Here is a 21,048-nt window from a genome sequence, read left to right as displayed (position 1 = left end):
GAGCCGGTGGACACCGAGGCAGTGCGATCGTTCGTCCGGGCCGCCGAGCTGGGCCAGCTGCAGCAGGCGGCCGACGGGCTGGGCGTGACTCAGCAGGCGGTCTCGAAGCGGATCGCGGTACTGGAGCGCGAGCTGGGAGTCCGCCTGTTCACCCGCTCCGCCCGCGGGGTTGAGCTGACGCTCGACGGCCGGGCGTTTCTCCCGCACGCGCGGAGCATCGTCACCGGGGTCGACCGCGCCATCGCCGCGGTCAGGCCGGGCTCCCGGGCGCTGCGGATCGACGTCCTGGGCCTGCGAAGCGCGCAGGCCGTCGTCCTGCACGACTACTGGCGCTCGCATCCCGGGACCGACCTCGACGTGGTGACCCTCAGGGTCGACGACCCGCGGGTGGCGGCCGCCGCTGTCGGGACAGGCGAGATCGACGCCTCGTTCCGTACCGTCACCGACCAGGCCCTGCTGCCACCCGACGTGCGGATGATCCACGCGTTCGACTCGCCGCTGGAACTTCTCGTCGGCTCGAGACATCCACTCGCCTCCGCGCGGAGCGTGACACCGGCGCAGCTGCGCGGGCATCGGATCTGGATTCCGGGCATCGTGCCCGGCAGTGAATGGTCGGATTTCTACGACCAGCTCGCGGCCGACTTCGACCTGCGCATCGACGCGGCCGGCCCGCACTTCGGCGACGAGGTGCTCCTCGACGTCCTCGCGGATTCCGCCGACGCGGCCACTCTCGTCGGGGAACGCGACCGGTACATCTGGCCGACGAACCACGACCTGCGCCGCATCCCCATCGTCAATCCGACGCCTGCCTACCCGCTTTCGCTCATGCTCCCCAGCACGAATCCACACCCGGGGCTTCCTGCGATCATCACCCATCTCGGCAGCCTTCCGAGGCTCCCCGCGACGGCCTGGCGCCCGTCCTGGGCAGGACGGTGACGACGCCGGCCCAGTCCTCGACACCAGGTGGACGAGGGGCGATTGTTCGTTTCACTTCGTCGGGTCGTCGGGTCGTCCGGCGTCGGGGTGCGGCGTCAGCTCGTACGCCTCGGAAATCAGCCCGGGTCGGCTGACTCAGCCGGCTCGGCGACGGCGGCGGCCTCGTGGTCGAGCAGGCTGCCGGTGACGGGGTGCGTCGACTGCCAGAGCGCGGTCGCGGCCCGGTGGGCGAACCTCCACAGGCCGTCGTCGCCGCGTACGCAGTGGTCGGCGTAGCGGACGAGCATCCGAAGGTCGGTCGGCGTCCCGTCGGCCTCCCGGTACAGGTGGTGGGCGACGCAGTAGACCTCCGCGGTGGCGACATCGGCCGTCGCCGAGACCTGGGCGCGGTGGTTGCCGACGACGTGGAAGGTCGTCGTGAAGCGGGCCGCCAGGGCGCGCACCACGGCGGGCAGCCGTTCGGCGCCCGCGAACGTCGCGTACGGGTCGGCGTCCGGTGTCCCCTGGCGAACGGTCAGCGCCCCATCGGCGGTGAACAGTGCGACGAACAGGTCCGTGTCGCGGGCGTCGACCGCGGCGGCGTAGCTTTCGGCGAGGTCACGCAGCGCCAGCCGGTCGGCGATCGGCCCCGCCGACCGCCCCGTGAACCTGCCTGGAGCCGGGGTCGGTGAGGTCAGCCCCACAGCTTCTCCCAGCGGCGGCCGAGGTCGGCGACCCAGTTCGGAACCTCCGCCGGATCCCGGACGAACGCCGCGACCGGCACCGACACCTCGGTGACACCGGCCTGCGCCGCCGCCCCGGCACCCGCCAGCGTGCGGTCGAGGCTCAGCCCGCCGTCGCCGTCGCCGCCCCGTTCCAGGGGCAGGGTGTGCCGCACCCGCGGGACCTCGTCCCCGCGTCCGGCAAACGCCCAGCTTTCGCGGATCCGGGCCACACCCTCGGCGACGCCGGCCATCGGCTCCCCCATGATCGGGATCCAGCCGTCGCCCAGCTCCACGATCCGGCGAAGGTTCCGGCGGGTCAGCGGGCCGCCGAAGAGCACGGCCGGGCCACCCGGCGACACCGGCTTCGGGTCGCACCAGATCTTCTCGAAGGAGATCGTCGGCAGGTCGACGGCAGCACCACCGCCCGGTGCCCACAGTGCCCGGCAGGCCGCGACCGTGTCGTCGAGCAGCTGGGCCCGCGCACCGAAGTCGAGGCCCATGGTCTCGTACTCCTCTGGCTGCCAGCCGGTCCCGACACCGAGCTCGAGGCGGCCCCGGGACAGCGCGTCGAGGGTCGCCGCGGACTTCGCGAGCAGGGGCGCTCGACGCAGCGCGGCGATCAGGATTCCGGTCGACAGCCGCACCCGCGACGTCGCCCCGGCGATCACTGCCAGCGTGGTGAGCGGTTCCAGCCAGGGCGAGCCGTGCGGGTACTTGAACGTCCCGAACGGGTAGCGGTCGGTGCGCTCACCCATCACCAGGTGATCGCTCTGCACCAGGGTGTCGACGCCGGCGTCGTCGGCGGCCCTGGCGAGCTCGATGATCCGGTGCTGCTCGTCCGCGCTGTACACGGAGGTGGCGACCGGCAGCCCGAGCGCGAGCCGCGGGCGGGCGCCCGTCACGAGTGACACACTCGGAGAAAGATGTCTGTATATAGAGACAGTGTTCTCGTCACAAGACACCGTAGAGCGTGTCGTGAGGAGGCGTCAACGCCATGCCCACCCGGCCGGCACGCTCCGTCCAGCGGGCAGCGAAGGTCCTGAAGGTGCTCGCAGCCACCCCGGAGACCGACCGGTTGCCGCCTTCCACGGCGGCGGGGAATCGGTCKACCGATCAGGCGGGTCGTACGAGCCCCGTCTCCCTTCCGGTGTTTCTGCCCGCCATCCCGCGCCGCCTCACCTCGTGACGGGGCCGCTCACGGTCCGCTGTGCCCGGTGTGAGCGGCCGCCGGAACGGGCAGGCCAGGGCGCACCGCGAGGGCCTGCGCCGGTGGGCTGGGCAGCCGATTCCTACCGGCTGGGGTCATCCGGGCCGTCGGTCGTGTTCTGCTCGACCATGGCACCGGGCGACCGCACGGCCGGAACCGACGCCGTGTCGCTCCCGCCGGTCCCGGGACTGGTGCCGGTGCCGGTGCCGTCGGCGGTGGCCGCGGTCGACGGCTTACCGTCCGACGACCCGCCGCTCAGCAGGGAGCGGGCCAGCTGCAGGCCTGTCGCGCCCTGGGAGAGCGCGGCGGCGAGGGTCTCGCTCAGGCCGGCCGCCCCGTTCAGGACGATCAGCTGGTCGATCGCGCTGAACTGCTTGGCCGCGGCCTCCACGATGGCCGGCCACTGCTCGGCGAGCTGCTGGCCGATGACGGCTTCCTGATTCGTGGCGAGCGCGTCCGCGCGGGCCTTGATGGATTCCGCCTCGGCCAGGCCCCAGGCCCGCAGCGCCTCGCCTTCCGCCGCGCCGACGGCGCGGCGGGCATGGGCGTTCGCGTCACCGACCGCGCGGGTCGACTCCGCCTCGGCGGTCGCCAGCATCCGGATCTGGGCCGACCGGGCGTCCGCGTCGGTGCGGATCCTGGTGGCGTCGGCAGCGGCGGCGAGCTCGACCTCGCGGGCCGCGGCTTCCGCCGCGCTGATCTGCGCGTCACGGGTGGAACGCGCGAGTGTGGTCTGCTCGTAGGCGCGGGCATCGGCAGGCTTGCGGATCGAGGCCTGCAGCCGCTGCTCCTCCAACTCGGCCTCGAGCTCGGCGACCCTCGTCTGCTCCACCACGACCTGCTGGTGCGCGGCGGCCTCGGCCAGCGGGCCGGCCTGGGCGGCGCGGGCGGTGGCCTCGTCGATCTCGGCCTGGAAGCCGGACTGTTTGATGGAGCTGTTGCGCTGCGCCTCGGCCTTCAGCGCCAGCGCGATCTGCTCCTGCTCGGTGGCCTCGCGATCGGCCTCGGCCTCGGCGATCCGGGCCTGCGCTGCCACCGCGGCCACGTGCGGGCGGCCAAGGTTACGGATGTAGCCGGTGGGATCGTCGATTTCCTGGACCTGCAGCGAGTCGACGATGAGACCCAGCTTCTCCATCTCGGTGCCGGAGCTGGCCCGGGTCAGATGGGTCAGCTTCTCCCGGTCACGGATGAGGTCCTCGACGGTGAGCTGCCCGACGATGGCGCGCAGGTGGCCGGCGAAGACGTTGTGCACGCGGGTGTCCATCTTGTCCTGCTGGTCGAGGAAGCGGCGGGCCGCGTTCGCGATGGAGACGTAGTCGTCACCGACCTTGAAGATGACCACGCCGCGGATTCCCACCGGAATACCCTGCTGGGTGACGCAGTCGATGCCGAGCTGGGCGGCCCGCAGATCGAGCGACATCCGGCGCACGGTCTGGACGCCGGGCGGAACCAGCACACCCTTGCCGGTGACAATCTTGAAGCCGAGGCTTTCGGCCACGGCGTCGTCCGCGCCCTTCTGTGCCCGCAGGCCGGAGATAATCAGCGCCTCGTTCGGCTCGGCGACCCGCCACATGAGTTTGAAGAGCAGCACCCCCAACACCAGTCCGACCGCGACCACAATGATGATGGTTATGAGCGTCACGATGCCTCCGTCGTGCCCGGGAGAACCTGTGGGCCTGAGGTCCTGGGACTGTGGCCGATCGAGCCGGTGGTGCTGTCGCTACATTCGCACAACTGTCACCGTGCGTGGAGGAAAGTACTCGACAACGAGAACCCGGCATCCGACGGGAATCGTCGTTTCCGGGTCATCGGCATAGGCATGAAAAGCCTCGGAACCGCCGCGAACGGTGATCATTATCTCGCCGACCATGCCTGGAGCGATTTTTCCCGTCACCCGTCCTGCCTTGCCGATCACGGCCTGGTCGGCCATTCGGTCCTCCACACGACAATGGTTGATCGTAGACTCTTCTGCTCGCCTTGCAATGCCCCGTGATTGGCCGGAGCTGTCGCCCAGGCGACCCCCGGCGACCGCCATCGGGCAATCATCCCAGGTGGGCCGGGGCGTGGCAGTGGGCATTCACCGACACCTGGCGGCTGGCGCCGTGCCGGCGATCGCTGGCAGGGCGGATTGGAGTGCCCCTGAGGGGTTGTCGGCCGGTCGTCCGATGTCAGAGGATGCGGGCCGAGGCGGTGGGGCCCGGCGCGGCGGTACACCGCGGAGCCTCGTCTTCCGGCGGATCCGAGCCCGGCGGCCGGAGCGGCACGGGGAAGGGCGGGGGCATGCGGAGTGCGCGGGCGTCAGCCTTCCAGGACGGGCATCGCCTGTTTCGGTACGTGCCGAACATGGGCCCGGGATGATTCTCTGGGGCATCGCCGCTCCGGAGGCGCCCGTCCGGCTGGCAGCCCTGGATAACCACCGGCGATCTCGCATGGGTGCAGGGGCCCGGCATCCACCCTTGCGGTGTTTCTGCCGGATGTATCGTGTGTCGTCTCCACCATCGAGGGTGGCCAGGGGATATGGCCGGAGGCTCTGGATGGATCTGGCTCCCGCAATCGACGACGACGGTCGGCTGGGGTGCTGCACCCGCGGCGAGTACGCCGGGTGCCATGTGCTGGTTACCACCGAGACCGAGCATTCCTTCTACGCCTACATAAGTGATCAGCCGGACCTTCCCCGGGACGAGGCCCGGTTCGATGACTTCGCCGTTCACGAGGATGACCTCGAAAATGTAATGGCCGAGCTGGGCGTCGTCTGGATCCCACGCGAGGACGACGACGAGCTGGAACGCCAGATCTTCGACCTCAGGCGCGGGTGGTGCAGATGGCGGCGCCGCAGGCAGCGRCTTCACACGATCGCCAGGATCTTCGGTCGGATCCCGAGGAAGGGCGATGGCGGGACCACATGACCAGAAAGATTTCTTTGGGTGCAGCTTCGTTGGTACCCTGTGGATTCCTGCGGAAGCGTCGGAGGAGGAGGAATTCATCCTCCTGTTTTGTGGGAACGACTGACGGTCGGGAGCTGAGATGACCTCCCCGGTGTGGCGGGCTGGCGTTCCCGGGCGGATCCTGTCCGGAGAGTATGAGGGTCGCAGTCTTCTCGTCGAGCGGGACCGGGCGGGAACCGGTTGGCGCATCTACATCACGGAACAGTCGCCCGGTGTCCGGGGTGAGGGCTGGGATGTCTGGGCCGATGACGAGCATCAGATCGAGGAATGGATTCGCGATTTTGGTGCCATTGAATGGGAGCGCCCGGCTGACCGTGCTGGCCCATCTGATTTCGGGCCTGCCTGCCAGGACGGGGCTGTGGCTCCGGTGGTCCCAGAGCTGGCTCCGGGCCGAGTTCTGCGCCGGATGCTGYGCTCTCCTGTGCTCCTGGGGTACGTCCTGATCTGTGCAGCGCTCCATGTCTGGGTCGCCGGCATTTCACCCTGGCTGCTGATTCCGGTGATTCCTGTCCAGGGCTTCGGGTTGGGAATCTTGATGGCGAGAACCGTCAGAGGTGATATGTCCGGTCGCACCCGGTGAGATCGGGCGGGTCAGGACGGGTGGGCCGGATCGGCGACGAAGCGCAGGTAGCGGTCCGCGGAGCGGTGCATGGCGGCGTGGCCGTCGGTGCGGACGACGGTCTGCCAGAAGGCGCCGTAGATCGCCTCGAAGGCGAACGGCTCCAGCAGCCGGATGGCCCGGCGGACGGTCTCCGGGCGCTCCGGGATGTAGTTCGGGTACGAGTACATGAAGCTCACATACCGGCGGTCGAGAACGACCTGCAGGATATCCCCGGAGAACAGCGCCCCCTGGCCGTTCTCGCCGCCGGCGTGGTGCAGCACGGTGCCGCCGTCGAAATGCACGCCACCGTTGACGAGGGTGAGGCCCTCGCCGATGGTGAGGGTCTCACCCGTCCACAGGTCGACGGCGGGGGAGCGGCGGCCGAGCCACTGCTCGTCGGCGGCGTGGACGTAGACGGGTACATCCCCGAACGCGTGGCTCCAGTCGATCATCGAGCCGTAGAAGTGCGGGTGGCTGACGGCGATCGCGCTGATGCCGCCCAGGGCGTTGACCTGGGCGATCAGGTCGTCGTCGAGGTAGGGCACGCAGTCCCAGAGGATGTTGCCGCCCGGGGTGGTCACCAGCAGTGCCCGCTGGCCGATGGAGATCTTCGGTTCGGCGCCGATGCCGTACACGCCCGGGCCCTCGGGTTCCAGCCGGCCGCGGAAGCCCTCGGCGCGCAGCGTCCCCAGGGTGGTCCAACACTGACCGTCCCAGCCGACGTACTGGCGCTCGTCCTCACAGACCGGGCAGTCCGGCCGCGGCGCGTCGTACTGCACGCCGCAGGTGGCACAGATCGGCAGGTCGGTGGCGAGGTCCATGGAGTGCCTTCCGTACGGCGTTCGGCCGGGTGGATGGACAGGTCGATGGGACGACCGGCCCCGCAGTCAGATCCTGCCAGCGCGTCGCCGGCCAGAAGCCCGATCACGGTCCGGTGGGTCCGGCGGGGCGGCGTGGGTCAGAACTCCAGCAGGTTGTCGCGGAAGTGGGGGTAGGAGTAGCCGTCCCGGATGAGGCCGCGGCGGCGCAGCGCCGGAGCGAGGCCGTCGGTGATCTCGCTGATCGCGCGGCGGAACATCGGCTGCTGGATGAGGAAGCCGTCGCCGCCGACCTCGTCCATCACCTCGCCCATCTGGGCGGCGACCGCGTCCGGTGTGCCGACCAGTTCGACGGCGCCCCCGGACGGATACGAGGCGAACTCGCGCAGCGTCAGGCCGGTGCTTTTCGCCTGCAGGTTCTGCGTGGTGCTGCGGCTGGCGTTCGTGTGCATCTGCGGCATCGGGGCGTCCAGGTCGAACTTCCCGAAGTCGATGCCGCTGTAGTAGGACATCCAGCCCAGGTTCGACTCGATGTTCGCCTCGCGGGCGGCGACCGCCGCGGCGCGCTTCTCCTCGGCCTCCCGCTGGGTCTCCCCGAGTACCGGGGCGACGTTGAACATGACCTTGCAGGAGTCGGGTTTGCGGCCGAAGGTCTCCAGCCGGGCGACCAGGTCGTCACGGAAGGCCTTCATCGTGTCGATGCCGGTGACGTTGGTCATCACCAGGTCGACGTTGCGGGCGGCGAAGTCCTTGCCGCGGCCCGATCCGCCGGCCTGGGAGAACACCGGGCGCCCCTGCGGTGGGTGCAGCGAGTTCAACGGGCCCCGGGAACGGTAGAAGCGGCCGGAGAAATGGATTTCGTGGACCTTCGCCGGGTCGACGTAGACGCCGTTGTCGCGGTCGACGGTGAGCGCGTCGGCGTCCCAGGAGTTCCACAGCTCGGTGACAAGCTGCACCCATTCGTCGCCCTGGTCGTAGCGCAGGTCGTGGTCGGCCTGTCCGTCCAGGCCGAAGTTCTGCGCGGTGCGGTCGTTGTGCGACATGACCAGGTTGGCGCCGCCGCGCCCGCCGGAGAGGTGGTCGAGGGTGGCGAGCGTGCGGGCCGCCATGTAGGGCGGGTGGAAGGTGGTCGTCAGTGTGGGGAGGATCCCGAGGTGCTTCGTCGCGGTGAGCATGAACGGCGTCATCACGAACAGGTCCATCTTCGGCGCGTGGAAGCCGTTCTTCAGGGCGAAGTCGGTGTTGCCGCGGAAGACGCCGGGAACGAAGTGGGCGTCCTCCAGGATGATGCAGTCGAAACCGGCCCGCTCGACCGCCCGAGCCACGTCGATGTAGAGCTGTGGGCTCATCCAGTCGGTCGCTCCCTCGCCCGACCACATGTCCTTCCAGGACTGCACGCCGCATCCGGTGAACAGGCCGAGGTGGAACATCAGAACTCCAGCAGGTTGTCGCGGAAGTACTCGTGCGTGTACGACTCGCGGATCAGCCCGCGGCGCTTGAGGGCCGGGGCGAGGCCGTCGGCGATCTCGGCGATGCCGCGCCGGTCGAGCTCGTTGGAGATGAGGAAGCCGTCGCCGCCGACCTCCTCCATCGCCTCGCCCATCAGGGCCGCGACGGTGTCGGGGGTGCCGACGAGCTCGAGGGAGACGGTCGTCTCGTGGGTGGCGGCGAGCTCGCGCAGGGTCTTGCCGTCCTCGCTGTCCTTGGCGTAACGCGACATCGACGACTGGTGGCCGTTGACCTGGCCGGTCAGGTCGGGCAGCGGCTTGTCGAGGTCGAACTGGGAGAAGTCCAGCCCGGAGAAGTAGGACATGACGGCGAGCTGGGTGGCGACGGCGTCGTCGGTGCGCTGCGCGGCCTGGATGCGCCGGCGCTTCTCCCGGGCCTCGTCGTCGGTCGCGCCGAGCACCGGGCGCACGAGGTAGAGCACCTTGCAGTCGGACGGCTTGCGCCCGTTCGCGACGAGCCGGGCGGACATGTCGTCGCGGTAGGCCTTCATCGCCTCCACGCCCAGCGGCACGCAGATGACGGTGTCGGCGTTGCGGGCGGCGAACTCGCGGCCGGCGGGGGAGCCGCCCGCCTGGCAGATCACCGGGCGGCCCTGCGGCCCGGGCACGGCGTTCAGCGGGCCGCGGCAGCGGAAGAACTCGCCCTCGAAGTCGACGGTGTGAACCTTGGTGTGATCGGCGAAGGTGCCGGTCTCCTCGTCGAAGACGACCGCGCCCGGCTCCCACGACTCCCACAGCTTCCCGACGAGGTCGATCCACTCGTCGGCCATCCGGTAGCGCAGGTCGTGCTCGAAGTGCTTCTCGTAGCCGAAGTTCTGCGCGGCCCGGTGGCTGGAGGAGGTGACGAGGTTGCCGCCGACCCGGCCGTCGGTGAGGTGGTCCAGGGTGGCCAGCATCCGCGCCGCCATGAACGGCGGGTAGAACGACGTGGAAAGCGTGGGAATGAGGCCGATCCGGGACGTCGCCTGGCCGAGAATGCCGATGAGCGCGGTCGGGTCGTGCCGCGGGGACTCCATGTTGTACTTCAGGTAGGCCTGCATGTTCCCCTGGTACGCATCCGGGATCATGAGGCCGTCCTCGAAGATCATGTAGTCGAAGCAGGCCCGTTCCAGGGAGCGGGCCATGTCGACGTAGAGGTCGGGCTTCATCCATTCTCGGGCGCCGGAGCCGCCCCACGTGCCGCGCCACGACTGGACGCTGAAGCCTGACCCGACGAACCAGCCCATGTGGAACATGCTCTCTCCCTCGCCCGGGGCGTGACGCCCGTCCATCCGCGTGCCGCGCGGCCGTTTCTTCCTGCAGAAAACCCCGACCGTGTTTCGGCCGGGGTGCCGCCGGGTTCGTCGGGAATTACGCCGGCGGTCGTGGGTGGGGTGTGCGGTCCGGCCCGCTGTGTGGCCGAAAAGGAATCCGCCGTGCCGGCGAAATTGCGCCGGCACGGCGGAGGGAAAGCAGGGGCCAGGCGGCTACTGGGTCTTCGAGAGCGCGGCGAAGTCGATCGCGCTGTCCGAGCGGTAGTAGTAGCCGTCGATGCCGGCGCCGAAGACCACGTTCGGCTGGATGAACGCGACCGGAACGGTCGGCTGCTCGTCCTGCCAGATCTTCACGGCCTCGTTCCAGGCCGTGCCGGCTGCCTCCGACAGCGGGTCGCCGGCGGCGACGCCCTTGTCGACGGCAGCGTAGTAGGCGTCGTTCGCGAAGCCGGTGGCGTTGAGCGGGGAGCCCTTCGTGAACGCGAGCAGCAGCTCGTACGGCGGTGACTGGCTGATCGCCTTGTCGGTCACCAGCTGGATGTCGTACGTGCCGTTGGAGCGCTGGTCCTGCACCGCGGTGGCCGGCTGCTTGTCGATGGTGAAGTTGAAGCCGGCGTCCTTGGCGTACGACTGGATCTGGACCGCGGCCTCCTCCAGCGCCGGAATGCTGTTCTCGACGAGGATCTTCGCCGAGACACTGCTGACACCGGCCTGCGCGAGCAGGCTCTTGGCCTTGTCCGGGTCATACGAACCAGTCCGCAGGCCGTCGGTGGTGTATCCGGGGTAGCGGGGGTTGATGAAGCCGGTCATCGCGTCGGCACGGCCGAGGAAGACCTGCTTCATGATCTCGTCGTAGGGGATGGCGTAGCTCAGCGCCTGCCGCACGAGCTTGTCGTCGAACGGCGCCTTCATGATGTTGATGTTGGTGTTCAGGTACTCGATCGAGTCGATGTTGAAGGTCTGCAGGCCGTCATCGTCCTTCATCCCGTTGACGTCCTGCGGGCGAAGCTGGACGGCGATGTCGGCATCACCGTTGGTCAGCAGGTTGGTGCGGGTTCCGGGGTTGGCGACCACCCGCTGCGTGATCGTCTTGATCGCCGGCTCGCCCGCCCAGTAGTTCGGGTTCGCCTTCAGCGTCAGGCTCTGGCCGGACTTCCAGTTGTCCAGCACATAGGCGCCGTAGCCGAAGTTCCCGTTCTCGGCCGACCACTTGACCGCGTACGGATCGTCCGTTGTCACGTGCTGCTTGAGCAGGTCGCTGTCGAAGATGTCGCCGCTGACGTTGGCGAGCAGGGACAGCAGCGTGAAACCGTCACCGGCGCGGTCGATGGTGATCGAGACCGTGTAGTCGTCGATCTTCTTGAACTGCTTCGCCGGGTCGGTGATCGCCGGGGCCGAGATGGCCGGTGCCACCGACGTCGAGTTCCACTTCCGCTCGTACGACCAGAGCACGTCGTCGGCGGTGAGCTCGTTGCCGGCGAACGACTTGACGCCCTTGCGCAGGTGGAAGGTGTAGGTCAGCCCGTCGGCGCTGACGTCGTAGCTCTCCGCCAGCTCGCCCTCGAACTTGAAGAAGTCCTGCTCCTGCGACCCGTCTGCGCGGTCCGCCGTCACGATCGGGTTGCGGATGAGCTGCGCCTGGGTGTTGATCTGGAACTCGAAGCCCTCGTAGGTGAACGCGCCGGCGTCGTAGGCGAACGCGGTCGGCAGCGCGGCGACGGCCTCGACGATGCTGTCGGCTCCGTTTGAGGAGCCCTCGGACGACGAGGAGGTCGTCTCGCCGGAGCAGGCGGCGATGAGCGCGATCGCGACTCCGCCGGCGGTGATCGCGGCGCCCGCGCGGCGCAGGCGCCGCCCGTGCTGCGCTCGAGAGCTGGTCACGACGGGTGTGGCGACCGGATCACCGGCGCCATCATTACCCCCTGGTCGGGGGGTGTTGTGGGCAGGCATGAGAGAGCTCCTGTCGAGGGTGAGAGATCTGCGGTTGCCACCACGTCGGCGTAGTGGTGCTGCTGGACGGACGGCCGCCTGATCGGGAGGCAGCCGGTGGGGGTGCTGGTGGCTGGTGCGGTCCCGGCATCAGCCACCAGCCGCTAGCGACGGCGACCGAACAGTTTCGCGGCCGAGGAAGCCATGATCGCGACGGTGAGAATCAGGGCGATGGTGGGGAAGGTGGCGGGCCACCAGCGGCCGACGGCCGCGTCGGTCGCACCGCGGGAGATCATCGATCCCCACTCCGGATGGGGCGGGGGCAGCCCGGCGCCGAGGAAGCCGAGCGACGCGGTGAGGATGATGCTCACCGCGAAGATCACCGAGATGTTCTCCAGCGCCGGCCGGCAGGAGTTCGGCAGGACATGGCGCAGCGTGAGCCGCAGCTCGCTCAGCCCGGCGAGCCGGGCCGCGTCGACGTAGGCGTCCGACCGGACCCGCAGGACCTCGGTGCGTACCAGCCGCGCCTGCAGCGGCGCGAGCACGATCGCGAGGGTCGCGACCAGCGTGGTCAACGAGGCCCCGTAGAAGGCCACCGCGACCAGGCCGACCAGCATCCCGGGCACGGCCTGGACGAAGTCGACGGCCCGCCCGATGATCCGGGCCAGCACCCCGCGCGGGCCCCGCGACGACTCGTTCATCCCGGTCAGCAGGCCGAGGAACGCGCCGCCGACGGTGGCGAGCAGGACGACGACGGTGGCCACCCCGACGTTGGTCCGGGTCGCGGCGAGCAGCTGCGACAGGACGTCCAGCCCGGAACCGTCGGTGCCGAACCAGTGGTCGCCGCTCGGCCCCTTCGACGACGGCCCCGCGACCCGCTCGGGGTCGTAGGGCGTGATCCACGGGCCGATGACGGCGACGACGGCGAGCAGGACCAGCGGCAGCAGGCTGATCAGCAGGCGCAGCCAGCCCGGGCGCCCGCCGCCGGCGGCCACGGATGCCGCGTCGGTCGGAGCCGGGGCAGGAGCCGCGGAAGTCGCGTTGGTCGCGGGTGTCTCCGGACGATCGGCGGTGTCGACGACAGCCATGGTTACCCTTCCGCCCGCACGCCCGGCCGCCGGCGCGGGTCGAGCGTCATGTTGACCAGGTCGACAGCGAGGAAGACCAGCAGGGAGACAGCGGCGACGATGACGAGGAAGCCCTGCATCGCCGGGATGTCACCGGAGGAGACCGCGTCCGCGAGGTAGCCGCCGATCCCGGCGAAACCGAAGATCGACTCCATGATCACCGCGCCGCCGAGGGTGTAGCCGAACAGGGTGCCGCAGGTGGTGACCGCGGGCGGCAGCGCGCGGCGGAACAGGCTCGCCCGCACCGTCGCCGCCGAGGCGCCCGTCGCGATCCGGAACCGGGTCGGCGCCGAGTCGACGGCCTCCTCCAGCCMGGCCAGCAGCATCTTGATCAGCACACCGGACTGGCAGATCACCAGCACGCCCACCGGCAGCACCAGGTGGCCGAGCATCGACCAGGTCGCGTCGAAACGCAGTGTCAGGACCGTGTCGAGGAACGGCATCCCGGTGACCTTCGGAACCTCCGCGATGTCACCGGAGAGACGTCCGAGCGGGGCGGGTGCCCAGTGCAGGGTGGCGTAGAAGACGAACACGGCGGCGACGGCCACCGCGAACTCCGGCAGTCCACCGGCGATCCGGGCGAAGCCGCGGACCAGGTAGGCGAGCGGGCTCTTCGGGCGCATTACTGCCAGGTAGGCGAACGCCACCGCGACCACGATCGACAGCAGCACCCCCATCAGCGCGAGTTCGACGGTCGCCGGCAGCCGCTCACCGAACTCGTCGGCGACGGACTGCCCGGACATGATCGAGTTGCCCAGATCGAACTGCATGGCGTTGCCCAGGTAGTGCAGCAGCTGGTGGAGCAGGCTGCCGTCGAGGCCGAGCTCCTTCTCGATGGCGGCGCGGTTCTCCTCGGTGGCCTGCCCGCCGGTCAGCACCGCGACGGGATCGCCGGGAATGCTCTGGACCAGCAGGAACGACACCGCCGCGAACACCAGCAGTTGAAACGGCAGCGCGACGATGCGGCCCAACCACCACCGCTGTCGGCGCAGGATCTCCATATGGCCGGTGGTCCTTTCTCCGGACGGAACGGTCGGGCGAAGGGGGAGTGGAAGCGGAAGCGGACGGGACGAGCCGGGAACAGCGGCCGAAGCGGGAACCGGAGCGCGAACGGGAGCAGGAGTGGTCAGGCGGCGCTGCGGGCCCTGCCACCGCGGAAGGCGGCGAGCAGGCTGGCCGTGTAGGGATGCTTCGGCTCGTGCAGCACCTGCCGGGTGTCGCCGTGCTCGACGACCTTGCCGTGCCGCATGACGACGAGCTCCGAGCAGACGAACGCGGTTGCCGGCAGCCCGTGCGAGACGAAGACGAGAGCCGCCCCCGACTCCAGGCAGTACCGCTTGAGCAGGTTGAGGATCCAGCCCTGTACCGACACGTCGAGGGCGGAGACCACCTCGTCACACACCAGCAGCCGCGGACGGACGACGAGCGCCCGGGCGATCGCGAAACGCTGCCGCTGCCCGCCGGAGACCTCCGCGGGATGCCGGTCCACCAGCGCCGGCGCCAGGCCCAGCAGGGCGACCGTCTCGTCGACCTTCGCGTCGGCGTCACGGCTGCTCAACCCGAGCAGATGCTGCGCCGGCTGGCGGATCGAGTCGCGCAACGTGCGCAGCGGGTCGAACGACGACGTGGTGTCCTGCGCGACGAACTGCACCTCCCGGCGAAGCTCCACCCGTGAGGCCCGCATCCTCAGCAGGGTGCCCATTGCGACGCCGTTGAAGGAGACCTCGCCGGCCGACGGCCGCTCCAGGCCGACCATCATCCGCGCCAAGGTCGACTTCCCGGAACCGGACTCGCCGACGACGCCGAGGCGCTGGCCCGGCTCGACCGAGAGTGAGACGCCGTCGACGGCGGCATGCCGACTGCGGGCCGGCCCGAAGTACTTCACCACGGAGCTGACCGCCAGCTGCGCGAAGGCGTCCACTCTTACTGCCCTTCTCGGTGATCGGTACGGATGAGGGGGCGCCGCTGTGCGGGCGCCACGGGCGTGCGCGCGGGTGCGGACGCGGGCGGTGCGGACGCGGGCGGTGTGGACGCGGGCGGTGTGGACGCGGGCGGTGTGGACGCGGGCGGTGCGGGTGCCTTCACGACGGGTGTCGGTGCCGGTGCGGCGGGTGCGTTCGCGGCGGCGACGCTCGCCAGCGTCGGGAGCTCGTCGAGCTCGGCGCTGTCGAGCGTCGGTACGCACCGCAGGAGGCCGACTGTGTACGGATGGGTGGCCGTCTCGGCGAGTTTCGCCGAACCGCGCTTCTCCACGATCCGGCCGCCGTACATGACGAAGGTGCGGTCGGTGTACTCCTGTGCCAGCAGAATGTCGTGGCTGATCACCAGTACCGACGCGCCCGATTCCCGGGTGAGGCCGAGCAGCATTTCCATGGCGTCGCGGGCGAGGGAGGCGTCCAGTGCCGACGTGGGCTCGTCGGCGATGAGCAGCCGAGGCGAGCCGCACAGCGCGATGGCGATCATCGCGCGTTGCCGCATGCCGCCGGACAGCTCGTACGGGCGGGCTCGCAGCACCCGGTCGGTGTCGCGCAGACCGACCTTGTCCAGCCAGTGGCGCGAGATCTCACGGATGGCCGCCCGGTCCGCCCGCCGGTGCAGCCAGCGGTGGCCGGCGCCGGCACCAGCGTTGGCCCCGTTGGTGCCGGTGGCGCCGGAGCGCTGAGCCCGGATGACGGCGGCGAGCTGGCTGCCGATCGTCCACACCGGATCAAGGGTGGTCATCGCGTCCTGGAACACCATGGAGAGCCCGGGTGTCCGCACCGGCAGCCGGGTGCGGACCGTGCGGGAGACAGGCACGCCGTCGAATTCCAGCCGCTCGTGCGTGATGTGCACGGACGGCTGGGTGAGGAAACCCGCCAGCGCCAGCCCGAGCGTGGTCTTGCCGGAGCCGGACTCGCCGACGAGCGCGACCCGTTCGCCGCGGCCGAGCGAGAAACTCACGTCGTCGACGGCGACGACGTCGCCACGAGACGAGTCGTAGCGGACGGTCATTCCCTCGACGCGAAGAATCGGTGGGCCCGATTCCTCGGCGAGATCCTCCCGCCGTGCGGTGTCGCTGATCACGGTGCCAGTGGTCATCACGGGCCACCTTCCGGTCGATCGCTGCCCCGAAGCCGTCCCGGTGCCGGGCGTCGGAGGCCTATATTTCCGCCGCATTGTTTCTCTGCGGCGCGGGAGCGGTAACCCGCGCTTTGCGCCTCATGAAGTGTGGAGAAGTCTCTGGTACACAGGGTGATCCAGATGATTGCGCCGCCTGCCGGGTGCCTGCTGGGCGGTCGGGAGCCGGCCTGGAAGCATGATCGAACGAAGTATGGCGGGATGCTCATCGAAAGGCCGGGAATTTCGGCCTGGATAAGCCCTCCATACCCGGATGACGGAGATCCCGAAGGGGATTGGCGTCGGGTCGGCGAGGATTGCTGCCGGCCCTCGGAGGCGGATTGCCACCGGGCCGGCGAAACTATTGCGGTCGCGCGGTGGCGGCGGTGGCGGCGGTGGATCGCGGTCCGCTCGCCGACCGGGCGCACAACACGCATGCGGCGCAGAGCAGAACGCACATCGTCGCGCCCAGCGGCAGCGCGCTGGCGGACCCGAAGGCTCCGGCGATCGGGCCGACCAGACCTCCGAGCGCGAACTGGATGAGCCCGAGCAGCCCGGAGGCCGTCCCGGCGTTCGCGGACTGCGAGCGCATCGCCTCGGCGGAGGCGACCGGCATGCACATGCCGATCGACGCGACGGTGAACCACAGTGCGGCGATCACCAGCGCCGCCAGGTGCGTGGCCGCACCCACCATGATCAGGACACTGCCGAAGGTGGCTGTCGGCAGGCTGCGGGCCAGTGCGCCCAGCGAGCCGAACCGTGCCGACAGTGCGGCTCCGACCTGGCTGCCGCCCATGAATCCGAGCGCGTTCAGGGCGAACAGCAGCCCGAACTGGGTCTTCGACACCCCGTAGGCGTCGGTCAGCACGAACGAGGAGGACGACACGTAGGAGAACATCGCGCCGTAGGCCAGCCCGACGATCAGCGCCGCGGTGAGGAACGACCGGTCGCCGGCGATCGTCCGGTACGTGCGGTACGTCGCGACCGGTCGCAGCGGCACCCGCCGGGCCGGCGGCAGGCTCTCGCGGATGCTGACGGTGCTGGCGCCGGCCAGCACCACTCCGAGCAGCGCGAGCACCACGAAGACACCGCGCCAGTCGGTGACGGCGAGCAGCGCACCGCCGAGGTTCGGCGCCAGGATCGGGGTCAGGCCGCTGATGATCGCCATCCGGGCGAACAGGCGGACCAGGTGTTGGCCCTCGGCCAGGTCACGGATCGCCGCGCGGGCGATCGTCATGCCGAACCCGGCGAAGATGCCCTGCGCGCAGCGCAACGCGGCCAACGCGGGCACCGACCACATCAGCGCGCAGCCGGCGGACGCGGCGGCGTAGAGCGCCATCGCCGCCAGCAGTGGGCGGCGGCGCCCGGCCGCGTCCGAGATCGGCCCGGCGATCAGCTGGCCCATCGCGATCCCGACGACGCACGCGGTCATCGTCAGCTGGATGGACGGCTGGGAGGTGCGCAGGTCGTCGGCCATGTCGGGCAGGCCCGGCAGATGCACGCTCATCGAGAACGGGCCGAGCCCGGTCATCGCGCCGAACAGCACCAGCGCCGCCAGCGGGACGGTCCGCGCCAGCCCGGTCTCGCGTGCGGCCACCTTCGGCTGGGACGTCGCCTGTTGCCGGGAGGCCAGCCGCGGTCGGGACGTCGTCCGCGGGCACGCCACCCCGAATGCGGCGCCAGCCTCTGGTACCGCGCCAGCCTCGGGTACCGCGGCTGCCTCGGGTACCGCGGCCCCGTCAGGCAACGTCGGCCCGCGCGGACATCGTTCCCGCCCGCTGCGCGCCCGTAGCCGCCGCACCCGTCACGCGTGCGCTGGCCGCCGGGGCGCTCGCCCGTGCCGCCGTCGGCGCGTCGACACCGAAGGAGAGTGCGACGCGATCGCCGCGGAAATGGGTCCAGTGCAGGTCACGGGCACGTCCGCTGCTGTCGCGGACGACGACCTCCCGTAGCAGGACCGGGGTTCCCGGCGTGACGCCGAGCAGTCGCGCGGTGCGCTCCTCGCAGGGAACGGCCTCCACCACGGCCCGCCCGCCGCCGTACGGGGCGTCGAAGAGCTGCTCGAACAGGGCCTCGTAGCGCGGTGGGCGACGGTCGATGGCGACCACGTCGGCGAAGTAGCGCTCAGGTGTCGCGGGCAGCGGCACGTAGCCGGCCCGGACGCACAGCGGCTCACCGTCGAGGCGGAAGACCTGTTCGATCATGACCACCTCGGCGTCGTCGATCTCCAGCCGCTCACGCAGCAGCCGGGTCGTCGGGACGACGCACTGGCTGATCTCCTCGATCTCCAGCCGGCGCCAGCTCTCCTCCTCGTGCAGCTCGCGGGGCAGCATCTCGCCCTCGTGGACCTGGACGATGCCGCGCCGGACTGTGGTGCCCCGACGCGGGGCGCGGGTCACCAGGCCCTCGTCGGCCAGCATGGACAGGGCGCGGCGCACCGAGTTGCGGCTGATCCCGAGGGTGTTCACGAGGGTGTTCTCGGCGAGCTCCTCCGGGCCGTCGAAGTGCCCGGCGCGTAGGCCGGCGCGCAGCATCTCGTAGGCCCGCCGGGACGAGACCTGAAGCTGGCGCCCGGCGCTCTGCGCCCGTCGGGCCCGACTGAACTCGACTCGGGACCGCTCGATCTCCGCGGATCGGTCCGCTGCCATCGTGCCCTCCTGGTGCCTCGTCCTATCTGCCCTGCGCTACACACCGCTACCGATCCGTCCTCCATGCCTGGCGGCCCAGGTACGGCCCCAGGGCGGAAGAACTTCTCGACTTGCCGTCGACTGTATACGGTTGTGGCGTCACGGGGAATGTCGGGGGTTGGCGGGAATCGTGAAACATGCACGTCACAGCGCGTTTTCCCAGTGAACGGGCGGCTGTGGGGGTAGCGGTGGGATGGGGCAGTCGGTATACAGTCGACGAACTTCGTCGGAGGAGTCGGGAGGGTTGAACGTGACCGTGGGCGACACAGTCGAATCGCTGCCAGTAGTACGGCCACCGATCGTGACCAAGGCCTTCGACCACATCGTGTTGAACGTCGAAGATCCGGAGCGTTCGGTCCGGTGGTGGGTCGAGAAGTTCGGCATGCGCACCCACCGTCTCGAGGCCTGGCGCGAGGGCCGGGCACCGTTCCCGTCGGTCGAGGTGGCACCAGGAGTGATCATCGACCTGGACGCCCGCACGCCGCGGGGTGGCCCCGGTCGCAACGTGAACCACTTCTGCGTCGTCATCGAGCCGTGTGACCTCGCCGAGCTCGCCGCGTCCGGGGTCTTCGACGTCGTCGGTGGCCCGTTCCATCGCTACGGCGCCTACGGCAACAGCGATCTGCTCTACATCCGGGATCCCGACGGGAACGTCGTCGAGCTCCGTCACTACGGGCCGTCCCAGCTGGACGGACCGTGCTGAGCCAGCCGGCGGCGACCACCGAGGCCGCCTCCACGGAGGTGACCTCCGGCGGGATGGCCTCCGGCGGGACGGCCGCGCCCTGGGCCGGGGACGCGGTCGGGCTGGTGGACAGCTACCGGCGTGGGGACCGCGACCCGGTCACCGAACTGGAACGGGTGCTGGGCGCCCTGGAGCGGTCGCGGCTGGGCGCGGTGTGCCATGTCGACGCCGACGCGGCGCGCCGGGCGGCCGCGCAGGTGGATCTCGCCCTGCCGCTCGCCGGAGTGCCGTTCGCGGTGAAGGAACTGGAGCAGGTCGCCGGCTGGCCGCGGGCCGACGCGTCGGTGCCCTTGCGGGGGCGGCGGTCGACCCGCCACTCGACCCAGGTTCGGCGGCTCGTCGCAGCCGGGGCGATTCCGGTGGCGCAGACGACGTCCAGTGAGCTGGCCCGCGGAGCGCACACCGCGAGCCGCCTGCACGGCATCACCCGCAACCCGTGGCGGCTGGCGGCGTCCGCCGGCGGCTCGTCGGGTGGCAGCGCCGCCGCGGTGGCCGGTGGCCTGTTCGCGCTGGCGACGGCGACGGACGGCGGCGGCTCGACCCGTCAGCCGGCGGCGATGTGCGGCCTGCCCGGGCTCAAGGTCAGCTGGCGGATCGTGCCCGGTGGGCCGGAGCCGGTGCTGGAGCCGTTCACCGTGGTCACGACCACGCTGAGCCGCTCGGTACGCGACATCGCCCGCGCGCTCGACGTCACCGCCGGCTTCGACGCGCGTGATCCGTTCAGTGCCCCGATCTCCCCCCGGTTCGAGGCCGGTCTCGGGACGGTGCCCACCGCGGGCCTGCGGGTCGCCTGGCTGCCGGACCTCGGTGGCGCCGCGCACGACCAGGGCGTGGTCACCGTGGTGGAGCGGGCGCTGCGCGACCTCGTCGCGGCCGCGGGCCTGCGGCTGGCCGCGCTGGCGACCCCGGCGGTCCCCGGACCGTCGGCGGCGTTCGCGGCGATCGGCGCGCTGCGCATCCGGCGGTTCCTGGGCCCGTACTGGCCCGCGTGCGCGGACGAGCTCACGGCGGAGATCCGGGAGGTGATGGTGGCCGCGGACAGCCTCGACGCCCGGGTCCTCACCGAGCTGGACACCTACCGGATCGACGTCATCGAGACCATGGCGGCGCTGTTCGACGACGTCGACCTCGTGGCCTGCCCGACGACGGGGGAGGCCTTCGACGCCGAGACGGGCAGCCCCGCGCCGGGCCCGCTTCCCCTGGCGAACATCAGCGGCTGCCCGGCGATCTCCATCCCGGTGGGGACGGGCCCGACCGGCCTGCCGGTGGGCCTGCACCTGTTCGCGCCGCACCACCGCGACGACCTGCTGCTCGAGCTTGCCGCGGCGGTCGAGCGCGACCACCCCTGGCCACTCGTCGCGCCGGCCTCGCCATGGTGACGGCAGTTCGGTGCCGTCGCGCCGGAACCGGCAACCAGCGGATGTCTCCTGCGACGCTGATCTCCCGTGTGTTGACGTCTCGCGCGCTGCCGAGAACCCCGGCGGCACCGGCGCCC

Annotated in this window: 19 protein-coding genes; 5 read left to right on the top strand and 14 right to left on the bottom strand. The window is 70.5% G+C overall.

Translation table 11 applies throughout. The features are described from left to right. The first annotated feature begins 6 nt into the window (after window positions 1-6). Window positions 7-936, top strand: coding sequence for a LysR family transcriptional regulator (locus CcI49_RS35730; protein ID WP_076833962.1), 930 nt, complete (start codon window positions 7-9; stop codon window positions 934-936). A 116-nt stretch (window positions 937-1,052) separates the two neighbouring features. Here CcI49_RS35730 and CcI49_RS35725 read toward each other — a convergent pair whose 3' ends face one another. From CcI49_RS35725 to CcI49_RS35710, 4 genes are all read right to left on the bottom strand, one after another. Continuing rightward, the gene (locus CcI49_RS35725; protein WP_235497864.1) at window positions 1,053-1,619 is read right to left on the bottom strand and encodes a nuclear transport factor 2 family protein; all 567 of its coding nucleotides are present in this window, start codon (window positions 1,617-1,619) and stop codon (window positions 1,053-1,055) included. Further along, entirely contained in the window at window positions 1,610-2,542 is a 933-nt protein-coding gene (locus CcI49_RS35720) for a TIGR03619 family F420-dependent LLM class oxidoreductase (protein ID WP_076833960.1), read from the bottom strand. Before CcI49_RS35720 ends, CcI49_RS35725 begins: the two co-directional genes overlap by 10 nt. Window positions 2,543-2,929: 387 nt before the next feature. Further along, window positions 2,930-4,489 carry a flotillin family protein gene (locus CcI49_RS35715; RefSeq protein WP_076833958.1) on the bottom strand — a complete coding sequence of 520 codons (1,560 nt, stop codon included), beginning with the start codon at window positions 4,487-4,489 and terminating at the stop codon, window positions 2,930-2,932. Window positions 4,490-4,567: 78 nt separating this feature from the next. Next, window positions 4,568-4,777, bottom strand: a complete 210-nt coding sequence (locus CcI49_RS35710; protein ID WP_006541810.1) for a hypothetical protein — start codon at window positions 4,775-4,777, stop codon at window positions 4,568-4,570. A gap of 604 nt (window positions 4,778-5,381) precedes the next feature. Here CcI49_RS35710 and CcI49_RS41205 point away from each other — a divergent pair. Continuing rightward, window positions 5,382-5,753, top strand: a complete 372-nt coding sequence (locus CcI49_RS41205; RefSeq protein ID WP_076833956.1) for a hypothetical protein — start codon at window positions 5,382-5,384, stop codon at window positions 5,751-5,753. A gap of 118 nt (window positions 5,754-5,871) precedes the next feature. After that, entirely contained in the window at window positions 5,872-6,372 is a 501-nt protein-coding gene (locus CcI49_RS41805; RefSeq protein ID WP_131831273.1) for a hypothetical protein, read from the top strand. An 11-nt stretch (window positions 6,373-6,383) separates the two neighbouring features. Here the strand turns inward: CcI49_RS41805 and CcI49_RS35700 are convergent, their stop codons facing one another. The 10 genes from CcI49_RS35700 to CcI49_RS35655 all read right to left on the bottom strand — a co-directional run bounded on the left by CcI49_RS35700 (window position 6,384) and on the right by CcI49_RS35655 (window position 18,772). Further along, the gene (locus CcI49_RS35700) at window positions 6,384-7,214 is read right to left on the bottom strand and encodes an MBL fold metallo-hydrolase (RefSeq protein WP_076833954.1); all 831 of its coding nucleotides are present in this window, start codon (window positions 7,212-7,214) and stop codon (window positions 6,384-6,386) included. A gap of 137 nt (window positions 7,215-7,351) precedes the next feature. Next, window positions 7,352-8,641 carry an NtaA/DmoA family FMN-dependent monooxygenase gene (locus tag CcI49_RS35695; RefSeq protein ID WP_076833952.1) on the bottom strand — a complete coding sequence of 430 codons (1,290 nt, stop codon included), beginning with the start codon at window positions 8,639-8,641 and terminating at the stop codon, window positions 7,352-7,354. Next, window positions 8,641-9,954: an NtaA/DmoA family FMN-dependent monooxygenase gene (locus CcI49_RS35690; RefSeq protein ID WP_054566627.1), complete on the bottom strand. Its 1,314-nt coding sequence runs from the start codon at window positions 9,952-9,954 to the stop codon at window positions 8,641-8,643. Before CcI49_RS35690 ends, CcI49_RS35695 begins: the two co-directional genes overlap by 1 nt. 231 nt (window positions 9,955-10,185) lie before the next feature. Beyond that, entirely contained in the window at window positions 10,186-11,922 is a 1,737-nt protein-coding gene (locus CcI49_RS35685) for an ABC transporter substrate-binding protein (RefSeq protein WP_083749915.1), read from the bottom strand. Between the two features lie 143 nt (window positions 11,923-12,065). Next, the gene (locus tag CcI49_RS35680) at window positions 12,066-12,989 is read right to left on the bottom strand and encodes an ABC transporter permease (protein ID WP_054566433.1); all 924 of its coding nucleotides are present in this window, start codon (window positions 12,987-12,989) and stop codon (window positions 12,066-12,068) included. A 2-nt stretch (window positions 12,990-12,991) separates the two neighbouring features. Further along, window positions 12,992-14,029 (bottom strand): ABC transporter permease, encoded by a 1,038-nt coding sequence (locus CcI49_RS35675; RefSeq protein ID WP_076833950.1) that lies wholly within the window; start codon window positions 14,027-14,029, stop codon window positions 12,992-12,994. Between the two features lie 125 nt (window positions 14,030-14,154). Next, entirely contained in the window at window positions 14,155-14,949 is a 795-nt protein-coding gene (locus tag CcI49_RS35670) for an ATP-binding cassette domain-containing protein (protein ID WP_083473194.1), read from the bottom strand. Between the two features lie 2 nt (window positions 14,950-14,951). Beyond that, window positions 14,952-16,106: an ABC transporter ATP-binding protein gene (locus CcI49_RS35665; RefSeq protein ID WP_076833948.1), complete on the bottom strand. Its 1,155-nt coding sequence runs from the start codon at window positions 16,104-16,106 to the stop codon at window positions 14,952-14,954. Window positions 16,107-16,485: 379 nt separating this feature from the next. Then, entirely contained in the window at window positions 16,486-17,721 is a 1,236-nt protein-coding gene (locus CcI49_RS35660; protein WP_076833946.1) for a Bcr/CflA family efflux MFS transporter, read from the bottom strand. 142 nt (window positions 17,722-17,863) lie between these two features. Then, a complete protein-coding gene (locus tag CcI49_RS35655; RefSeq protein ID WP_076833944.1) occupies window positions 17,864-18,772 on the bottom strand; it encodes a GntR family transcriptional regulator in 909 nt (302 codons plus the stop codon). Window positions 18,773-19,061: 289 nt separating this feature from the next. On the opposite strand from CcI49_RS35655, the gene CcI49_RS35650 reads away from it, so the two are divergent. Together CcI49_RS35650 and CcI49_RS35645 are read left to right on the top strand one after the other, a co-directional pair. Further along, window positions 19,062-19,514, top strand: coding sequence for a VOC family protein (locus tag CcI49_RS35650; RefSeq protein ID WP_054566629.1), 453 nt, complete (start codon window positions 19,062-19,064; stop codon window positions 19,512-19,514). Next, on the top strand, window positions 19,508-20,932 hold the full coding sequence (locus CcI49_RS35645) for an amidase (protein WP_054566438.1): 1,425 nt from the start codon (window positions 19,508-19,510) through the stop codon (window positions 20,930-20,932). Before CcI49_RS35650 ends, CcI49_RS35645 begins: the two co-directional genes overlap by 7 nt. Window positions 20,933-21,048: the final 116 nt, after the last annotated feature.

This window comes from Frankia sp. CcI49 (genome assembly GCF_001983215.1).
Lineage (GTDB): Bacteria > Actinomycetota > Actinomycetes > Frankiales > Frankiaceae > Parafrankia > Parafrankia irregularis.
Note: the sequence above shows the minus strand (reverse complement) of the source record. Positions and strands in the feature narration are given on the sequence as shown.